Consider the following 16,640-nt stretch of genomic DNA (forward strand, 5'->3'; position numbering starts at 1 on the left):
AATTTTCTGGAGTCAGATCATGCAATCTCAAGTCGAAACCCCTGCGGCAACCACTGACGAAACCGTTTCGCCGCTCGAAACCAACTTCGGCAACGAACAGCTGGTCGCCACCGTGGCGTATTCCAGCCTGCGGCCCTCGCCGCTGAACGCCCGCACGAAACCGCTCTCCAACATTCCGGCGCTTGCCGCGAGCATCCGGGCAAAGGGTCTGCTGCAAAACCTCGTCGTCCATGAGATGAAGGGATCGCGGGGCAAACAGCGCCGGTATGGGGTCTGCGCGGGCCAGCGTCGCAAAGCCGCGCTCGACCTGCTTTACGAGCAGAACCATATCGCGGCGGACTATCCGGTGCCGGTGCGGATCGTCAGCGAAGGCGAAGCCCTCGCCATTTCACTGATCGAGAACAGCGAACGCGAAGGACTCGACCCGTTCGACGTGCTGCGCGCGTACCGGATGCTCGCTGAGGAAGGCCGCAGTGTCGATTACATCGCGGCGCTGTTCTCTGCCTCGCCACTCACGGTCAAGCGTCGCATGAGGCTCGCTAACGTGTCGCCCAAACTGCTCACGCTGCTGCGCGACGACGCAATCACGCTTGATCAGCTTGCTGCGCTCGCCCTCGCAGACGATCACGAAACACAGGAAAATATGTGGTTCGACGCAAACGAGTGGCAACGTCAGCCGAACTACCTGCGGCAGTCGATCACGCGCGCCGAGATCGACGCGAGCCGTAGCCGTCTCGTACGCTTTGTTGGCCTCGCCGCCTATGAAGCAGCGGGCGGCTACGTGCGTCGCGACCTGTTCAGCGACGACGAGAACGCCGGTTATATCGCCGATGCGGAACTGCTGCAGAAGCTCGTCGCGCAAAAGCTCGACGCTGCTGCAGCCGAAGTCCAGGCCGAGGGATGGGGCTGGACGGAAACGCGAGTCGAACGCGATTTTGCCGAACTGAACCGCCACGGCAGGCTGCGCCCGGTGCAGCGCCAATACACCGACGACGAACAGCGCGAAATGGACGCCTTCACCGCGCAGCAGGACGAACTGGCTGAAAAGATCGAAGCACTGTCGGAGGGCGACGAAGATGCCTACGAGGAAGCCGACCGGCTCAACGACGAAATGGAGCAGGTCAATGCCGCGATCATCGCACTCGAAAGCCGCACGCTCGTTTGGGACGCGCAGCAAATGGCCGATGCGGGTGCATTCGTGATCGTTGGGCCGCAGGGCGAACTCGTCATCGAACGCGGCCTCGTGCGACGCGAGAATAGCGCCGCGCTCGACGCGGCAGGCGCGACCGTAACTGGCATCGCCACAGCCGAAGGCCCAGATACCGCATGCGCGAAGGCTGTGAAAGTCAAACCCGTCCACAGCGCGAAACTCTGCCAGCGACTCACGGCACACCGCACCGCTGCCGTCCACGCGGAACTGGTCGCGCAGCCCACCGTAGCGCTCGCCGCCCTGCTGCACTACCTGGTCCCGAAGGCGCTGCCCGAGCACTACGGGCAGGCGTCCTCACGCAGCTATTTCGCACTGTCCGGCGAGAACAACCACGACAGCCTGCTGCGTGCTGCCGACGACCTGTCCGCCAGCCCTGCATGGAATGCCATCGAAACGCAGCGGGCGCGCTGGATTGGGGAACTGCCCGCAGAGCGGAGCGACCTCCTGCCGTGGCTGATCGAACAGGATCCCGGCACGACGCTGCTCGACCTGCTCGCGTTCTGCACCGGCACCCTGCTCGACGGAATCGTGGCCGAGGAAAAGCCGCTTGCGATCAACACGCTCGCAAGTGCGCTGAACCTCGACATGACCCGGTACTGGACAGCGACGCGTGCGACGTATTTCGATCATGTCAGCAAGGCGCGTATCGCAGAAGTCGTGTCCGCCGCCGTGTCACCCAAGGCCGCAATCGACCTCGAAAAGATGAAGAAAGCAGACGCGGCAGCAGCAGCGGAGCTTCGGCTCGCAAAGGCAGCATGGCTCCCGGAAATCCTCACCGATCGTGAATTCCCGGCCATATCATCATGGGAAAACCGTGACGACGAGGGTGAGACCGACAGCGACGACGCGGACACCGGAGACGGCGCGGACGAAACGCCGAAAGGCGAGGCCCCCGGTGCGGAACTGGATGCAAGTAACGGCACAGAATACGTCAACGACACACCCACCGACGCAGGAGTTGCACCCGCCGCCGGTAGCCCGCCGACGCCGTGGCCATTCCCGACTTCCGACAGCATGAATGGCACGCAATCCCGCCCGCTCGCGACGTAATGCAACCCCTCGCCCCGGCAACGAGGCGAAGCAGGCGGCAAGCCCGTATCCGCCGCCTGCCGGACTGAACGAGAGAAACCCATCATGACCAACCGCATGCGCATGGCCGTGCTCGCCACCAATGCCGAAGGCTCGCCCGACCTCTACCTGACTTTCGTTGAAGCCACCGATCTGCAATACGACGAAGGCCAGGACTATGACATGGCCCTTGCCCGCGCCGAAGATGAAGGCTCCCTCGCACCGATGATTGCCTTCGACCAGAACGGCACGGCAGCAGACGTGCTCCGCCACGCCGCCGAATTCATGAAGGGCGACACCGACGAGGTGTAACCCGTGCGGGCTGACGACGAACCGTCTGCCCGCACCCAGTGGACGCCCGCGCACCATCCGGCCAGCGCGCCCGCGCCCGCTGCCAGCAGCATCACAATCAATCCGCCAACGACCAGCCCATGGCACGCCCGTACGAGCCGCCGCATGGCGATGCGCTCGAATGACGTGAGCGCCGTATCGATCCGCTTCTGCTGTTCACGTGTAGCGACCGCCGTCGCCCCCACGAGCCGGTTACCAGCAACGCGGGCAATGTGGTTCGCTGCCCGCTGCGTGAGTGTAGCCAGCGCCTCGTCGTTCAGCGCCGCAACCGCAGCCCGGTAGCGCGCTTCGTGCTCGGCGGTCATTTGCTCCGCCAGTTCGATCGTGGCCTTGCAGCGGGCAAGCGCGTCACGATGCTGCATCATCAACGCATCCGTCGCTGCCCGCGCCTCCGTCCGCACGAGATCCATACTGTCCGCGCCCGCCTGCCGGATCCGCTCCGGCATGGCTTCGTAGAGTCGCCCGTAATGTTCGAGCATGACCAGCACAGACCACAATGCATCGTTGTCGCGGAGGTTGAGCGCACTCGACACCCGCCGCATTCGCAGCACACTGGCGTTGTCAGGCAATTCACCCGTGACATCGAGAAACAGACAGGCAAGCGTATCCACCGGCCTGCCCTGCCTGTTATCCATCGACCGTTACCTTCGCGAACATGGCATCGCAAAACGAACGCCAACGCAATAGCTCGACCCGTTCACCGATATGCATCGTCGCCGCCGCCTTGCGGATCGACATGCGCTGACTGCGAAGCTCGTCCGCAACCCGATCCGCAAGATCGGGAAAGTCCAGTGAGTGACCGCGCGATTCGACGGAACGGCGAAGCTGCGATCCCTGATACAGCGTGAACTTGTCCGCCGGACCGAAGTAGCCATTACGCACGACATTCGTTACCGCGTCCGGGAACGTCTCGCTGAAAGCGCTCAGCAATTCGAGGCTGTCGCGTTGCCGATTGATCACCCACAGGACAACAAGCCGGCGCCGAAGCTCGCCAAGCGCACCGGCCAGTGTCGCACCGAACTGCTCAACACCCGTCTGGCTCCGCGCCGCAGTGTTCACAACGATCGCCGCGTCCCGCTGCTCATCGCAGAAATTGACGAGGCCGATCCAGCCGTCTGCATCGTCCAGGTTATAGGCGATGCAACGCATCTCATCCTGGACTGCTTTCATCACGTCCGGGTTGGCAGTATCCGTTTCCACCAGCGCCGCATGAATATCCCGCCGGAGCAGATAATCGGCCAGCGCGAGCGCAACAAAGCTCTTGCCCACGCCGCCCTTGCTGCCACCGACGAGATAGATGGGGTAAGTCGTCATGTCCATTTGAATCCTCTAAAGGTTCTCGGTGTCAGGCCTGATCTCGAATGAGAACGCGTCACGCATCACCATGCTTCCCGGCCTGCCACCCATCTTTCCCCCATCCTGCTTTTGATTTTCTCTGAAAGCCTCCGCGCGCGGTACATCGTCGTTGCTTCCTCTCTTCGCACGAGGCGATGGCGCGGCATTGCCTCTTGCCGATTCCTTTGCAGCCTGTCGAACTGGCCTGTCTTTCTTCGACGGGTATAGCGCGTACTTGACGGAGCCAACACTAAAATCGACGCCCTTCTTTCTTGCATGTTCGACGATTTCTTCCAGCGTATATCCCTTCTTTCTCACCGCACCGATCACCAGACGCATCTCTTTCATCGCATCGGTAATAGAGAGGCGCTGCTCGGCCTCTGGCTTGACCGGCAGTGATTCCAGAGAACGGACAAGCTCATCCCATTGCGCCCGGGTATAGCTTTTCGCAACTGGCATGGCTCGCTCCGTCGTGCTCTCTTCATCCCATCTTGTTCACTCACGAAGGCGCCGTCAACAGCTGTTTTTTTGCCGGATTTTCGCTGTCGGGACGTCGTGGAATCAGCCGGATCGCGCTGGAATAAAGAAATTTTTTGGACGCGTCTGGCACGAGCAACGGACCGGCCCGATGTCCGGAAAGACGTAGCGAAGGCATTCCGGGCAAACTTCACGACGGCGCAGGCGCAGAACGATCACAGGAAACGGGACGAATCATTCTGGCCGTCAGGATCCACACAATGGAACTGCGAGCCGACAGAGTCATGATAGTCTCGCAGACCATATCCCTTCTCTACGAACTCCCGATAGCCCTGCCTGCATACCTTTGGGAAAGATCCGGGAGATTTTAGGAGATCAACAGCGGCCCGAAGCTGAATCGACGTTGCCGATTCAGTGCCTGCGATTTCCGACTCAAGCTGCAGCCCTCGCAGACATCTGACCGTCAGGGAGCGGCAGTGGACCGGATCACTACTCAGAAATCGGCCTGCCCGGTTGCGGACTCGTTCAATCGACATCACGCATCAAGAGATACGGTGTGCGGTCGAGCAAAGGACGACCAGCGGATTCATGAGGTGCATCCCGCGGACGCATGTGGCCACTTTACGGAATTTTCCGGCCGAGCTTCCTGAAAGCGTTTAGCCAGCAGGTTAAAAAACGATATTAAAACGAGGGATGGCAGGATAGGCCGTCGCCGGTTTTGGGCGCCCAAGGATCAACGCTGAGTGAAGAAGTCGATTAGCTGCCGACGCGATACCCTCTTTCGAAATAAAACCTTGCCAGACACGTCCTGGCCGTAGAGGTGAAATAAGCGCTTGACGATGAAAACGCAAACAGCATTTGGAGGAGCACAGTAAGCGGCTCGCGGTGGCCGTTGTAGACGGCCGCAAGTATCGGCATCAAAGTGATGTCCATCATTTTCGAAGTGGTGGACACCATTTTGTCAGAGCCAACACAGAGGCCCGGTAGCCGTAAAGGTCGCCCGAACCATAGTGCCGAATTCCGTCGTCGCCTGGCGATGGCAGCTTGCGAACCGGGGGTGTCAATCTCCAGGTTGGCCCGCAAGAACGGCTTGAACGCGAACCTCGTGTTCACCTGGCGGCGCCGATATCTGGCGGAACAGCAAGCCGAGGCGGTGCAACTCGTTCCAGTGGCAATCGTGAACGAGGTGTCATCGGTCAATGAACCTTCTGCGCTGCCAGAGTCTGAGGTCGTGAGGCCCGCTGCGCCGGCCGGGTCAATCGAGGTTCGGATCGGCCGGGCACTGGTTAAGGTCGACGGTATTGTCGACGCTGAGATGCTTCGGACAGTGTTGGGGAGCTTGCGCTCGTGATTTCTCCGCCAACGGGTACGCATATCTGGCTTGTTGCGGGCATCACGGCCATGCGCCGAGGCTTCCAGGGCCTGGCTGCCAAGGTGCAAATGGCACTCGAGGAGAATCCGCTGGGCGGCAACCTGTACATTTTTCGCGGGCGCCGCGGCGATCTCGTGAAGCTTCTGTGGGCGACCGACGACGGGCTTTGGCTGATCGCAAAGCGTCTGGAGCGAGGCCGTTTTATCTGGCCACAGGCCGATGGCGGCAAGATCCATCTGACGAGCGCACAGTTGTCGATGTCGCTCGAGGGCATCGACTGGCGACAGCCACGACGCACCGCCGCACTCTCGATGTTGTAAACCGCGAGGAAGGCTCGTAAACTGCGACGCATGCCCGATCAAGCGCCGCTGCCCGATAATGTCGCCGAGCTCATGCCATGGTGCTCGCGCAACAGGCATCGCTGCTTGAGCACCAGGCATCGATCGCGAAGATGGTGCAGGAACTCGCCGCGCGAGATGACGGGATCGAACGCCTGAAGGCGCAGATCGACAAGCTCGAGGCGCAGCTGGAGGACCTGACGGGCGGCCGTGGTGCTGCCGAGGCGCGAACAGCGAGACAGGACACCGAATGCGCCGGCCAGCAAATCGGCTTCGCGAGAGCCGCTCCCGCCACACCTGCCGCGCGAGGAGATCGTACTCGAGCCTGATCCGCTCTGCCCCAGATGCGCGACGAACATGCATTCGCTGGGTGAGGCGCTCGGGCTCGGCGGACCTGCGGCAGTCTGGTTCACGTACTCGTCGGACCGCAAGGGTATTCATCCGCAAACGCATCTCGCCAACTTCGAGGGAATCCTGCAGGCGGATGCCTACGCCGGCTTGATCACCTGTATGCGAACGGCGACGTGCACGAAGCGGCGTGCTGGGATCACGCGAGGAAGTACATATGCGACGTTCACGAGCGTACACCGACTCCAGATACCCGGAAACTACTCGAGATGATTGGCGAGCTCTACAGCATCGAAGCCGACATTCGCGGCAAACCACCCGATGAGCGGTTCCCTGTGCGGCAGGAAAAGAGCAAACCGCTGCTCAACACGTTCGAATCGACGATCAGTGCAAAGCTTGCGACGATGTCGAAGAAGTCCACGCTCACGGGCGCGATCAACTACTCGCTGAACCACTGGGCGGCACTCACGTTCTACTGCGAGGACGGACGCGCCGAGATCAGCAACGTGCTCGCGGAAAATGCCCTGCGCTGCGTAGCGTCGGGCAGGAAAAACTACCTGTTCGTCGGCTCCGACAGCGGCGGTGAGCGTGCGGCGGCGATGTACAGTCTCATCGGTACGTGCGAACTCAACGAAATCAACCCACGTGCCTATCTCGAATACGTGCTCACTCATATTGCGGACCACAAGGTCAACCGCATCGACTAACTGCTTCCCTGGAACGTGGCCGTCAAACTGAATCCGGCCACTCCGCCCCCGCCCGCCGTTTGACCGGGCAGGATCGGGGACCGGCCCTGCCGAGCCGCTTACGCTTACTTTCAAAGATGAGCAAGGTACTGCCGTCTGGATCACGCAGGTTTTTTGCGCCGGTGATTTGCACGGTATGGCTGTTGATGCGCCAGCACCGCCCAGCCTATTCGGGCGAGCTTGGTGGCCATGGCGACGATTGCGACGTTCAACGGACGCCGCTGTTTCATCTGCTCCACCCACTGCCCCGGCTCTTTGGTCCGATAGATAATCCTGCGCGTTCCATGAACCAGCAAAGTCCTCAGATATGTGTCACCTCGCCTACTGAGTCCTCACAGCCTGATATTCCGCCAAAGCCAGTCTGGCCCGGCACAAGACCCAGCCATGCAGCAAACTCGCGGCCGGATCTGAAGGCTTCGGCGTGTTCCATCGTAGCCACTGCCGGCGTCGAAGTGAGTAGCCCTACGCAACGAATTGCTGCGATCGCTTTGGCTGAGTGATCGTCCTTCATCCACTCCAGCAACCGGCGCTCGATCTGACCGCCCTGCCGGTCGATCGTATCCAGGCCCCTCCACTGCTCTCGCAGCGAGTCGATCAATACCGCGGGAAGACGTCCTGACAACCTTTCCAGAACTCCGGCCATCCCCTTTTCAACCGTTGCCCTACCTCCTGCCGTATCGCCATGGTTCGTCTGCATGGCACCATCCTTCGTCTGTGCGCGCATCGCTTCGTTCCTCGGAATGGACCCAAGGCTATCGTGCTCCGCCCACGAACCACGGCGATGTTGGAATCAATTCAACGTAAGATCATGAGGCACACGACGAACTGCGGTGCGGCGGTGTCGGGCCAATCTGAAAAAGCGTCTATCGCGGCATCTGGCACTTTGCGCCGTTTACAAAAGCATTGACGCGTTGCAGCGCGGGCGGATAGACAGCAGCCAACTGATTTTGCACGTATTTGATTTGGCGAGCAAAGGCAAACCCACGGCTAGCTTGGGTGCGGCTAGCCGGAGAATTGACCGGAAATCAAAGTCACCCCGGTTAGCCTTTGTCCCATGTCTCGATCAGTACCGCACACGGCGACCGATCAATGACCTCCCCGCTCGTCGACGGGTTCGCCCAGCGGCGTAGCCGCGACAAATGGTGATGTCCCATCACAATGACCTCCGCGGTCAGCAGCCGGGCTTGTTCGATGACGACGTCGGCCGGGGAATTTCCCGCGCAGAGGTGCTGTTCCACGGTGAGATTCCGGTCGGCAAGCTGGGCGGCTGCTGCAGTCAGGACGGCTTGTGCGAAAGATGTCTGCGCCCGTGCAGGCGGATAATTCAGGCGATCGGGTGCGGTGCCACTTTCGCTACCGGGAGGCAAAAAGTAGGATGGGTCGACAACGCAAAGAAGGTGTACGGTTGCCCTGCCTGGAGCCGCCACGCGGCTGGCCAGGTCGACGACGCGGACACTCTGGGCTGTGCCGTCCAGCGGAACGAGGAGGATATTGAACATGGCTAGAAATACCCTTTGAAGATACGATTGACATGCTGGGTGCCATCGCCGCCTGGAAGCGTGTCGGGCCAGTAGTTCCTGGCATCCTCAAACTGGTTCAGCCAACGGCAGAACTCCTGCAAGATGCCGGTCTTCCTGAGGCGTGCCTCCGCGACAAGCGCGATAACCTGCGGCTGCCGACCAAGCGCGTCATGCGAAGCTTGGAGCAGCATGGAAAGCTCGTTCTCCGGGCCACGAACTCCGTAAAAGGCGTTGTGATACACGGAAGCGCGGTCGCGCCGATACGGCCGATGAACCTTCGCCCGCACGCGTGCCCGTAAGAAGACCCCCGAAAACGTCGTGAGAGAGACGGTCATTGAGTTCTTCCACAGCATCGACCCATCCTCGTCCACAAGCAAGCCGGCACCAGGAGCGATCGGTTTCGCGGCAGGTCAGTGCAAGCCGTAGGTTTTATGATTCTGCACCGATGCGCTCCGATGGCTGAATGAAGTTCAGGCTCGGTCGCAACCCGGAGTCATGCGTTCGCCTGGACACGCTGTGCGCGCCAATCCGGCGGTTGAGTTCAACGACGAGAAACTATGGTCGCCGCGCCTCGATGAGGGGATTCACACGCTCGGTGAATCGCTCTTTTTTCCCGCTGTGTGTGCTCGATCGCGATCAATCGATGCGCGCGGCGCCAACCCTTAGCAACCTCAACTGCCAAAAAACAGGTCGCAGAAACTCGCCGGACCCACACAGGCATTAGGGTCCCTGGCCGGAGCCGCAGCCCGGCGCCGCGGCGCGCGATTCGTATTCGCCTCGGATGTATTCGCCGCGGACGTACCCGCCTCGGCCGCTTGTTGAACATCCGCATGCGCGGGGGCAAGGGGTTCTGCGTGAACAGCGAAGCTGGCCGACAGCGAACATGCAAAAAGAACAGCAGTAAGCAATTTCATTTCGATCTCTCTAGCAAGGTGATGGAGGGGGGCCTCCCGGGGAAACACCTAGGCAGATTAATCACCTTCAATAGCCAAGAGAATCCCGTAGCCTCGGGAATGATCCTTCCATTCCATGGGAGTATCGAGAAGCTGGCTTACGGGACGTCGTCAACGAGTGGTGGTATATATCGCAATGAGGCGTCGCTGCGATACCACCTCCTCAAACACGCCCACTCTATTGCGGGCGTCTCCTCTCCCAGTTAGGGCTGCGGGCGTCCATTTTGCAAATACGGCGCGAGTGGGCGGGGCATCAACACGCCATCACGAAATCATCTCGAGATCTTCGGTCCGCACGGCCGGTCGCGGCACGCGCATTACATCAATAACTGCCGACCTGGCAGGAGCCCGAAAGAACTCGGTGCAGAAGTCGACGAACATCCTGATCCGTGCCGAGATCAGTTCCCGATGAGCATAGAAAAGGCATATTTCAATGCTGCTTTCCGATGCCGTACATTCCGGCAGGACGTGCACGAGATCTCCCCTATCAATGTCGTCGCGAACCATGGTTTCAGGCAGCGTGGCAATGCCGGTACCTTCGAGCGCTGCCGCGCGAAGCAGCAGCTGGTCACCTTCCATCGACGACATGGTCAAAACGCTCACCTTCCGGACACCCTCATAGAGATCGATGAACTCCGCATTTTTCTTTCTCGTTTCCGAATCGATCAGTAAAAAATGATTGGCGAGCTGCGCAGCGGATTCCGGTGCGCCATATTGCTCGAGATAGGCCGGAGCGGCGACGAGAATGCGAGGCGAGTGCGCTAGCGTCCGGCGAATTACGGTGGACTGCTCGACCAGCTGAGGCGGAAGAATGGCGATATCGAAACGGCCATCGAACAGGTTCGCGGGGTGATCCTGAACGGAAACCATCAGATTCACATGAGGCGCGATGGCTCGATAGCGCCGCACCAAGCGTGGGAACGCCCCGTTTACCAGCATGGGGTGCACGACAAGGCTCAATTTTCCGCCATTGACCTCGTGCTCCATCGCAATGCGCCGGTTAGCCTCGTCGAGCTCTTCGAGCAAACGGCAACAAATCAGATAGTACGATTGTGCTGCGTCTGTCAAGGAAACGGACCGCGTGGTCCTGAGCAAGACTCTCGTCTGGACGCATTCTTCAAGCCTGGCGATCGCTTTTGAAACAGACCCGGTGGTCACGTTCAACGATTCGGCGGCCTTGCTGAAACTCTGATACCTCGCAGCAGCGACGAATGCACGCAACATGTAAAGCTGGTCCATCACGCACCTCGCAAGTTTCGCTCTGGTCGACGATTCAAGCTTAATCGCGTAAGCCGCGCGGCGGTATCGTCCAATATGATGTGACGCCTGATGCAGGCGCGTGCGCGTCTAATACATCCGGATGGCCTGAACCAGCGGCCGGCATAGCGGCAGATCCCTCAGGCCAGATAGCGCCCAATTTTAGAGCGTTCGGCCACGTCATTGCTTTAGCAGTTCACTAACCCGTGCGAGAAGTCCCGCGTCATCCACAGGCTTCGAGAAGAAGCCTGCGGCGCCGTTACGTTTTGCGCGCTCCAGCACTTCCGGGGTTGTGTACGCGGTAATGAAAATGACGGGGATAGGACGCTTCCACAGCTTGATCGACTCGAGTAGCGCAAAACCATCCATGCCTGGCATCTGGATATCGGCGACGACGAGTTTCAGTTTGGAGCGGCGCGTATCGCCCAGAAGATGATGCGCGGACGCGTAGTCGATGACGTTCCAGTTCGCCGAACGCAGCGAACTGGACAGCGCCATCCTGACGGACTCATCGTCGTCCACCAGGCCGATCATTGCAGACGAAAGCGCTGGTTTTATCTGGGGTCCGGTGGCCATCGAAATGATGCAGAAAGATTGAATCTTTCTGCAAAATACAAGCCGGCCGATTGTGCAGCAATCACACCTTCGAATGATTCTTGTGCCAGTCCGTATTAGCCGGGGGAGATCCGCGCGCTGACGCAGGCAGCCATCGCGCAGCGAATGGGCAAATGCTTATCTGGCGCTCTGAGGAGCCTGCACTTGCTGCAACTTCTTGATGAGTTCGGCGACAGAGCGCGCATTGAGCTTGTGCATGGCCTGCGCCCGATGGATCTTGACCGTGACCTCGCTGAGACACAGGCGGTCGGCAATCTGCTTGTTCAACAGACCCTCCGCAACCATCCCGATCACCTCGCGCTCGCGGGAGGTCAGTGAATCGTAGGCTTGACGAATGCCCGCAACGAGCTTCGCCTGGCGCCGCAGTTCGCCATCGCGCTTGAGCGCCGCAGCGATCGTATCGAGCAGATCCTGATCCTTGAATGGCTTTGTCATAAAATCGAAAGCACCGGCTTTCATCGCCTTGACGGTCATGCCGATATCGCCGTGTCCCGTCAGAAAGACGATGGGAAATCGAATGCTCTCTTTAAAAGCTTCCTGCTGAAGCGTGAGACCGCTCTCGCCTCGCAATCGAATGTCGAGAATGAGACAGCTCGGCACATCCGGCATCTTCTCGGCGAGAAATTCGTCAGCCGATGCGAACGCTCGAACCTCGATGCCCACCGACCTCAGCAGACTGGTGAGCGCGCCTCGGATAGACTCATCGTCGTCGATCACGTACACGAGCGAGTCCGGTAGTTGTTCACTTCGCGTCCCAACGCTATCGTGTGTCATCGCTCGATCTTCGAAATGTTCGTGACGGCGTAAAGCTGCCGATGCTCGCCGTATGGTAAGCAATATCGAGACTTATCGCTACCGCTTGCAAACTGTGAGCATTGCTTTCCTTTGAAGCAGGCGCCCCCATAAATCACACTCGTCAGCCCGGCTCCTTATGGCACACCACGCCTGAGAGCTTCACGGGTCATACCGGCGTATGAGGGACCGCATGCCGGCAAGATATAGCTTCAGCCATTCGGAGAATGGTCAGGGTGGCGCTGCACGCCTAACCTATATTACGAACGGGTCATCGCGCTGTCGGCATCGTCGGTCAGAGTGGGTGCGCAAAATGAAAGTCGCTCTTGTAGTGCATGATGGTGTTCAGGCGATGGACGTGGCAGGCGTGCTCGACGTGTTCGCCGAAGCGAATCGTTTGCTCAGCGAGTCACGTCGGTATCGGGTGTCCCTCGTCGGAGAGCACGCAGGCGGGGTGACCTGTTCGAACGCAATGCAACTGTGCGTGCCGTGGGCTTACGTGGACTTTCGCGCAAACCTCGATGTTCTGCTGGTGACAGGCGCCTTTCACCCAACTCACGTCCGGCCGAAGCAGGATTTTCTGGACTGGCTGCGGCGACGCGCACTCGAATCGAAGCGATACGGCTGCGTTTGCAACGGCGCATGGCTGCTGGGGCGCGCAGGTCTGCTCGATGGCAAGGAGATCGTTGCGAATTGGGCCGACGCGAGCCAGATGGCCGGCGAATTCCCTCGCGCCCGGATACGTCCCGACAAGAATCTGATCCGCGACGGACGCCTGATTTCATCTGGCGGCGCGACTGCCGGACTCGACCTTGGCCTCTCTCTCGTCTCGCAAGACTGGGGCCAGACGCTCGCCGAACAGGTGGCAAGGCGTCTTGGCGCCAAACTGCACAGCGAGTCCTGCGAACGCAATCCTTGCATTGCCACGCCAGGCGATGAAAGCACGATTATCAGAAGAGTACAACGCCATATCGACGACCATCTGTCCGATGTCCTTTCGATAGAGCAACTCGCCGGCGCGGTCCATGTAAGCCGGCGCACGCTATCCAGGATTTTCGCGAAGCATCTCCACACGACCCCTTCTGCATTCGTGGATCAGGTCCGTGTCGGTGCGGCAAAGAAGCTCCTGGAGGAACGCAACATTCCGATGAAAACCGTCGCGTTCGATTGTGGCTTTCATAACGCCGCTCACATGCGCATGGTGTTTCAAAGGCTCCTCGAGCTTACCCCCCGGCAATACCGCCAACAGTGCCACCCGACCGAGGTCGCCGCCTGAGTGATCGCCGCGTGCGCAGCGACGTCAGCCCGCCGCGATTTGTTCTCATGACGCAAGACTCTTTGTCCATGGTGTGTGTTCGCATGAGCAACCGATGCGCCTACAGTGCTCCTTCACCGGATCCGTCGATTCGAACGGCCGTCTGGCCGACTTACCCTTACCGCGAGATACACAATGAGCACTTCCAGGATCATCATCGTCACCGGGGCATCGCAAGGCATCGGCGCTGAAACCGTCAAGGCCTTCCGCGCGCAGGGCCATCGCGTGGTCGCCACGGCCCGTTCCATCACACCGGCTGCTGAAGCCGACTATGTCGCCGTGGCCGGCGATATCGGCGGTGCTGCCACGGCTCGCCGCGTGGTGAACGCCGCCATCGAGCACTTCGGTCGTGTCGATACGCTCGTCAATAACGCGGGCATTTTCATTGCGAAGCCCTTCACGCAGTACACCGCCGACGACTACGCCGCGATCCTGAACGTCAACCTGAACGGCTTCTTCCATGTCACGCAATATGCGATCGAAGCTATGCAGAAGCACGGCAGCGGGCACGTGGTCAACGTCACCACCACGCTTGCCGACAAGGCCAACAGCAAAGTACCGTCAGTTCTTGCGTCGCTCACCAAGGGCGGTCTGAACGCTGCGACGCGCTCGCTCGCAATCGAATATGCGCGTGCGGGAATCCGTGCCAACGCGGTTTCGCCCGGGGTGATCAAGTCACCGATGCATGCTCCCGAAACGCACGCCACGCTTGGCGCGATGCATCCGATCGGTCGCATGGGGGAAATGAGCGACATCGTCAATGCGATCCTCTATCTCGACTCGGCGCCGTTCGTGACGGGCGAAATCCTGCACGTGGACGGCGGCCAGAGCGCCGGTCACTAAGCGCTCGAGCAACGCCCGCGCTCCGAGACTTGATGGCTCGTCGGGGCGCAGGCGCGCGGCAGCCGCTCATGCCACGTGGGTTAGCGTCTTCGTAATGACGAGCCGTGCGTCGCGCTGGCGGATGTTCGACAAGTGATTGTAGTGATTGAAACGCAGCATGCGTACGCGCAGTTTCGCCGCCGCGATGTTTTTCTAAACTTCGAGCATCGGCAGTTCCGTTTCGACCGGCTCGCCCAATTCGGCCGGCGATGGCCTGTTTGCAACACCCGCAAGATACTCGTCCATCGTCTTGTAGCAGGGCCGGCCATTCACCTCCCCCGCCACGATCGCGTGCGCATCGAACACCATTCTCAGTGGCTTTACATCCCTCGCCGGATGGCGTCGAAATAGTGCTGGACGAGTTCGACGATTTCGTTGCTATTGTTCGTTGCAGTCCGCTCCTTATTGATTTCCGCCCGGTCCGCAATTCGAAACGGGCTGTGCAATCGCTTGCGCAGCCCGTTTCGAACAACCCAGGATCAAACGCGATCAGGCAACCAGCCGCTCGATCTGGTTGAATCTTTCTTCGAGGGTGTTGACGCTCGCGTAGCCCGAATTCACGGCGTACATCCGACCTTGCTCTTCAAGCAGCAAGGTCGGAAACGACGCGACGCCAAGCGCCCGCGCGCGCGCAAAATCGCGCTGCGTCTCTTCTTTCGCTTCTACCCCTGCCCATGCCAGGTAGAACGAGTCGGCACTCACCTGAACGCCTACGGCCGCCAGCGCTGTCGCTGCGATATCGCTCAACACGCGAGCGTCGGTCGTATCCAACCCCTGCACATAGAAGCCATTCTGAAGCGCGCGAAACACCGAAAGCAATGCATCGCCACTGACGAACCGGCGCGCCGCCACAACGGCACGGCAAACCGGCTCGGTATCGTAGACGAACCCCTCGCGCGCCATGAACGCTTCGCGGTTGAACGGCAAGCCGCTCAGCGCTTCCACGCGTTGCCAGTGCTGCAGCCGGAAACGCTTGCCGGCTGCATCGAGAACATCGGTCGCGCCCGCGCGAATGCCGCCGACCACGATTTCCAGTTTCAGATCCGGCACGCGCGCGACGAGCGCTGAGAGCTCCTTGCCAAAGCCATAGCACCACGAACACATCGGATCGCCGACATAGATCAGTTTCATTCTTGCTCGCCCAAATGAAGAGACAACGCGGGGCCCGCAGGACCCCATGCCCCGCATCGCTCCCAGCCATCGCAATGACTATAGGGTTGCGGTCTGACTCGATAAACGCAGTAGCCAGAACATCTTTTGTTACATGGCGGAAAGACGCAATGCGACTCACGAGCGAGCCCGCGCGCTTGTACCGGGCTGGAACATGTCGGAAGCCGGTTGATCACCTGCGCGCGTGCCCCCGGACTGGTCGCGGTCCCTCGATGGAACGAAACTTTTCCACCACGAACCGCGGCTGAATGCGATATGCGCATCGTGGTGCGCTCGCGGCGCAAATGCCTGAGGGCGGCCGCCGGCGACGCGATCGTCGAGAATCGCGACCCGCGGCACCTTCCGCAAATCAGGATCATCGGGACCGAATCGCCATTGCAATCGGCAATCGGCAATCGGTGTCACGGCATGGGTCGCGCCGGGACCCGACGTCACCATGAACGCGCCGAGCTTTCCACTCGCGCCCGCGTACCCGCAGCGATGAAACCGGCGGTCGGTTCGTTGGCGGGTACGACGAGGGTGATCCGACGCTCGGGCTCATCGGCGTGGCAGTTCGTTAAACGAAACACCGCGGCTGACCGTCGGCTGCCCCTACCATTCGGCAATGCCTACGTCCAAGTCCTCGTCGTAGAACGCCACGAGAAACTCTTCTGGCATCAACCACGAATCGACGCTCACGGTTTGTGCGCCAATATCGACATCGACCTTCGCATCGGCATCCACGGACTTCATCGCATGCACAATCGTCGGAAGATCGTCCTTGCGGATCTCAGTTTTCATCGCGAACTTCATTTTCCACCTCTCTGTATGGGGAACCAGTCTGGACAACTATAGGATCAACGTCCACTGCCACCAACCAGGGGCGCCTCAATTCACTCTTTACACGGCGTA

General features: G+C 60.1%; 18 protein-coding genes and 1 pseudogene. 6 read left to right on the forward strand and 13 right to left on the reverse strand.

Annotated elements, in window-relative coordinates; all coding sequences use genetic code 11:
- The first annotated feature begins 19 nt into the window (after positions 1-19).
- The gene (locus tag QFZ91_RS32125) at positions 20-2,260 is read left to right on the forward strand and encodes a ParB/RepB/Spo0J family partition protein (RefSeq protein WP_429569668.1); all 2,241 of its coding nucleotides are present in this window, start codon (positions 20-22) and stop codon (positions 2,258-2,260) included.
- A 194-nt stretch (positions 2,261-2,454) separates the two neighbouring features.
- On the opposite strand, the gene QFZ91_RS32130 is transcribed toward QFZ91_RS32125, so the two are convergent.
- Genes QFZ91_RS32130 through QFZ91_RS32140 form a run of 3 tightly spaced genes read right to left on the reverse strand, consistent with a single transcriptional unit; the run spans position 2,455 to position 4,423 of the window.
- Entirely contained in the window at positions 2,455-3,264 is an 810-nt protein-coding gene (locus tag QFZ91_RS32130) for a hypothetical protein (protein ID WP_429569669.1), read from the reverse strand.
- Positions 3,257-3,949, reverse strand: coding sequence for a protein mobD (locus QFZ91_RS32135; RefSeq protein WP_429569670.1), 693 nt, complete (start codon positions 3,947-3,949; stop codon positions 3,257-3,259). Before QFZ91_RS32135 ends, QFZ91_RS32130 begins: the two co-directional genes overlap by 8 nt.
- Positions 3,950-3,958: 9 nt before the next feature.
- Positions 3,959-4,423 carry a hypothetical protein gene (locus QFZ91_RS32140; RefSeq protein ID WP_429569671.1) on the reverse strand — a complete coding sequence of 155 codons (465 nt, stop codon included), beginning with the start codon at positions 4,421-4,423 and terminating at the stop codon, positions 3,959-3,961.
- Between the two features lie 943 nt (positions 4,424-5,366).
- On the opposite strand from QFZ91_RS32140, the gene tnpA reads away from it, so the two are divergent.
- The 3 genes and pseudogenes from tnpA to tnpC all read left to right on the forward strand — a co-directional run bounded on the left by tnpA (position 5,367) and on the right by tnpC (position 7,206).
- The gene (gene tnpA, locus QFZ91_RS32145) at positions 5,367-5,792 is read left to right on the forward strand and encodes an IS66-like element accessory protein TnpA (RefSeq protein ID WP_368598948.1); all 426 of its coding nucleotides are present in this window, start codon (positions 5,367-5,369) and stop codon (positions 5,790-5,792) included.
- Positions 5,789-6,133, forward strand: coding sequence for an IS66 family insertion sequence element accessory protein TnpB (gene tnpB / locus QFZ91_RS32150; RefSeq protein ID WP_176383568.1), 345 nt, complete (start codon positions 5,789-5,791; stop codon positions 6,131-6,133). Before tnpA ends, tnpB begins: the two co-directional genes overlap by 4 nt.
- Before the next feature lie 30 nt (positions 6,134-6,163).
- Positions 6,164-7,206: pseudogene (tnpC, locus tag QFZ91_RS32155) on the forward strand (IS66 family transposase).
- Positions 7,207-7,546: 340 nt separating this feature from the next.
- On the opposite strand, the gene QFZ91_RS32160 reads toward tnpC, so the two are convergent.
- From QFZ91_RS32160 to QFZ91_RS32185, 6 genes are all read right to left on the reverse strand, one after another.
- On the reverse strand, positions 7,547-7,942 hold the full coding sequence (locus QFZ91_RS32160) for a transposase (RefSeq protein ID WP_429569672.1): 396 nt from the start codon (positions 7,940-7,942) through the stop codon (positions 7,547-7,549).
- A 343-nt stretch (positions 7,943-8,285) separates the two neighbouring features.
- The gene (locus QFZ91_RS32165) at positions 8,286-8,744 is read right to left on the reverse strand and encodes a universal stress protein (protein ID WP_176105821.1); all 459 of its coding nucleotides are present in this window, start codon (positions 8,742-8,744) and stop codon (positions 8,286-8,288) included.
- A gap of 2 nt (positions 8,745-8,746) precedes the next feature.
- Positions 8,747-9,118: a hypothetical protein gene (locus tag QFZ91_RS32170; RefSeq protein WP_176383569.1), complete on the reverse strand. Its 372-nt coding sequence runs from the start codon at positions 9,116-9,118 to the stop codon at positions 8,747-8,749.
- Positions 9,119-9,982: 864 nt separating this feature from the next.
- Positions 9,983-10,957, reverse strand: a complete 975-nt coding sequence (locus QFZ91_RS32175; protein ID WP_429569673.1) for a LysR family transcriptional regulator — start codon at positions 10,955-10,957, stop codon at positions 9,983-9,985.
- 198 nt (positions 10,958-11,155) lie between these two features.
- The gene (locus QFZ91_RS32180) at positions 11,156-11,551 is read right to left on the reverse strand and encodes a response regulator transcription factor (protein ID WP_429569674.1); all 396 of its coding nucleotides are present in this window, start codon (positions 11,549-11,551) and stop codon (positions 11,156-11,158) included.
- 156 nt (positions 11,552-11,707) lie between these two features.
- Complete coding sequence (locus QFZ91_RS32185) at positions 11,708-12,364, reverse strand: response regulator transcription factor (RefSeq protein WP_176105817.1); 657 nt, start codon at positions 12,362-12,364, stop codon at positions 11,708-11,710.
- A gap of 331 nt (positions 12,365-12,695) precedes the next feature.
- On the opposite strand from QFZ91_RS32185, the gene QFZ91_RS32190 reads away from it, so the two are divergent.
- Together QFZ91_RS32190 and QFZ91_RS32195 are read left to right on the forward strand one after the other, a co-directional pair.
- Entirely contained in the window at positions 12,696-13,658 is a 963-nt protein-coding gene (locus QFZ91_RS32190; RefSeq protein WP_429570927.1) for a GlxA family transcriptional regulator, read from the forward strand.
- A gap of 174 nt (positions 13,659-13,832) precedes the next feature.
- The gene (locus tag QFZ91_RS32195; protein WP_429569675.1) at positions 13,833-14,540 is read left to right on the forward strand and encodes an SDR family NAD(P)-dependent oxidoreductase; all 708 of its coding nucleotides are present in this window, start codon (positions 13,833-13,835) and stop codon (positions 14,538-14,540) included.
- Positions 14,541-14,732: 192 nt separating this feature from the next.
- Here the strand turns inward: QFZ91_RS32195 and QFZ91_RS32200 are convergent, their stop codons facing one another.
- The 4 genes from QFZ91_RS32200 to QFZ91_RS32215 all read right to left on the reverse strand — a co-directional run bounded on the left by QFZ91_RS32200 (position 14,733) and on the right by QFZ91_RS32215 (position 16,541).
- On the reverse strand, positions 14,733-14,888 hold the full coding sequence (locus QFZ91_RS32200) for a hypothetical protein (RefSeq protein ID WP_429569676.1): 156 nt from the start codon (positions 14,886-14,888) through the stop codon (positions 14,733-14,735).
- A 180-nt stretch (positions 14,889-15,068) separates the two neighbouring features.
- Positions 15,069-15,710, reverse strand: coding sequence for a DsbA family protein (locus QFZ91_RS32205; protein ID WP_368718434.1), 642 nt, complete (start codon positions 15,708-15,710; stop codon positions 15,069-15,071).
- Between the two features lie 156 nt (positions 15,711-15,866).
- Entirely contained in the window at positions 15,867-16,187 is a 321-nt protein-coding gene (locus QFZ91_RS32210) for a hypothetical protein (protein WP_429569677.1), read from the reverse strand.
- Positions 16,188-16,340: 153 nt separating this feature from the next.
- Complete coding sequence (locus tag QFZ91_RS32215) at positions 16,341-16,541, reverse strand: copper chaperone (RefSeq protein ID WP_368598940.1); 201 nt, start codon at positions 16,539-16,541, stop codon at positions 16,341-16,343.
- Between the last annotated feature and the right edge of the window lie 99 nt (positions 16,542-16,640).

The sequence above is a fragment of the Paraburkholderia sp. JPY419 genome (assembly GCF_050435705.1).
Taxonomy (GTDB): domain Bacteria; phylum Pseudomonadota; class Gammaproteobacteria; order Burkholderiales; family Burkholderiaceae; genus Paraburkholderia; species Paraburkholderia youngii.

What these genes read in the sequence shown, in the direction of transcription:
- QFZ91_RS32185 (WP_176105817.1), bottom strand. Translation starts at nt 12,364, where the DNA reads ATGACACACGATAGCGTTGGGACGCGAAGTGAACAACTACCGGACTCG.
- QFZ91_RS32205 (WP_368718434.1), bottom strand. Translation starts at nt 15,710, where the DNA reads ATGAAACTGATCTATGTCGGCGATCCGATGTGTTCGTGGTGCTATGGC.
- QFZ91_RS32210 (WP_429569677.1), bottom strand. Translation starts at nt 16,187, where the DNA reads ATGGTGACGTCGGGTCCCGGCGCGACCCATGCCGTGACACCGATTGCC.
- QFZ91_RS32160 (WP_429569672.1), bottom strand. Translation starts at nt 7,942, where the DNA reads ATGCAGACGAACCATGGCGATACGGCAGGAGGTAGGGCAACGGTTGAA.
- QFZ91_RS32125 (WP_429569668.1), top strand. Translation starts at nt 20, where the DNA reads ATGCAATCTCAAGTCGAAACCCCTGCGGCAACCACTGACGAAACCGTT.
- QFZ91_RS32180 (WP_429569674.1), bottom strand. Translation starts at nt 11,551, where the DNA reads ATGGCCACCGGACCCCAGATAAAACCAGCGCTTTCGTCTGCAATGATC.
- QFZ91_RS32190 (WP_429570927.1), top strand. Translation starts at nt 12,696, where the DNA reads ATGAAAGTCGCTCTTGTAGTGCATGATGGTGTTCAGGCGATGGACGTG.
- QFZ91_RS32130 (WP_429569669.1), bottom strand. Translation starts at nt 3,264, where the DNA reads ATGGATAACAGGCAGGGCAGGCCGGTGGATACGCTTGCCTGTCTGTTT.
- QFZ91_RS32175 (WP_429569673.1), bottom strand. Translation starts at nt 10,957, where the DNA reads ATGGACCAGCTTTACATGTTGCGTGCATTCGTCGCTGCTGCGAGGTAT.
- QFZ91_RS32200 (WP_429569676.1), bottom strand. Translation starts at nt 14,888, where the DNA reads ATGGTGTTCGATGCGCACGCGATCGTGGCGGGGGAGGTGAATGGCCGG.
- QFZ91_RS32165 (WP_176105821.1), bottom strand. Translation starts at nt 8,744, where the DNA reads ATGTTCAATATCCTCCTCGTTCCGCTGGACGGCACAGCCCAGAGTGTC.
- QFZ91_RS32135 (WP_429569670.1), bottom strand. Translation starts at nt 3,949, where the DNA reads ATGGACATGACGACTTACCCCATCTATCTCGTCGGTGGCAGCAAGGGC.
- QFZ91_RS32215 (WP_368598940.1), bottom strand. Translation starts at nt 16,541, where the DNA reads ATGAAGTTCGCGATGAAAACTGAGATCCGCAAGGACGATCTTCCGACG.
- QFZ91_RS32170 (WP_176383569.1), bottom strand. Translation starts at nt 9,118, where the DNA reads ATGCTGTGGAAGAACTCAATGACCGTCTCTCTCACGACGTTTTCGGGG.
- tnpA (WP_368598948.1), top strand. Translation starts at nt 5,367, where the DNA reads ATGTCCATCATTTTCGAAGTGGTGGACACCATTTTGTCAGAGCCAACA.
- QFZ91_RS32140 (WP_429569671.1), bottom strand. Translation starts at nt 4,423, where the DNA reads ATGCCAGTTGCGAAAAGCTATACCCGGGCGCAATGGGATGAGCTTGTC.
- QFZ91_RS32195 (WP_429569675.1), top strand. Translation starts at nt 13,833, where the DNA reads ATGAGCACTTCCAGGATCATCATCGTCACCGGGGCATCGCAAGGCATC.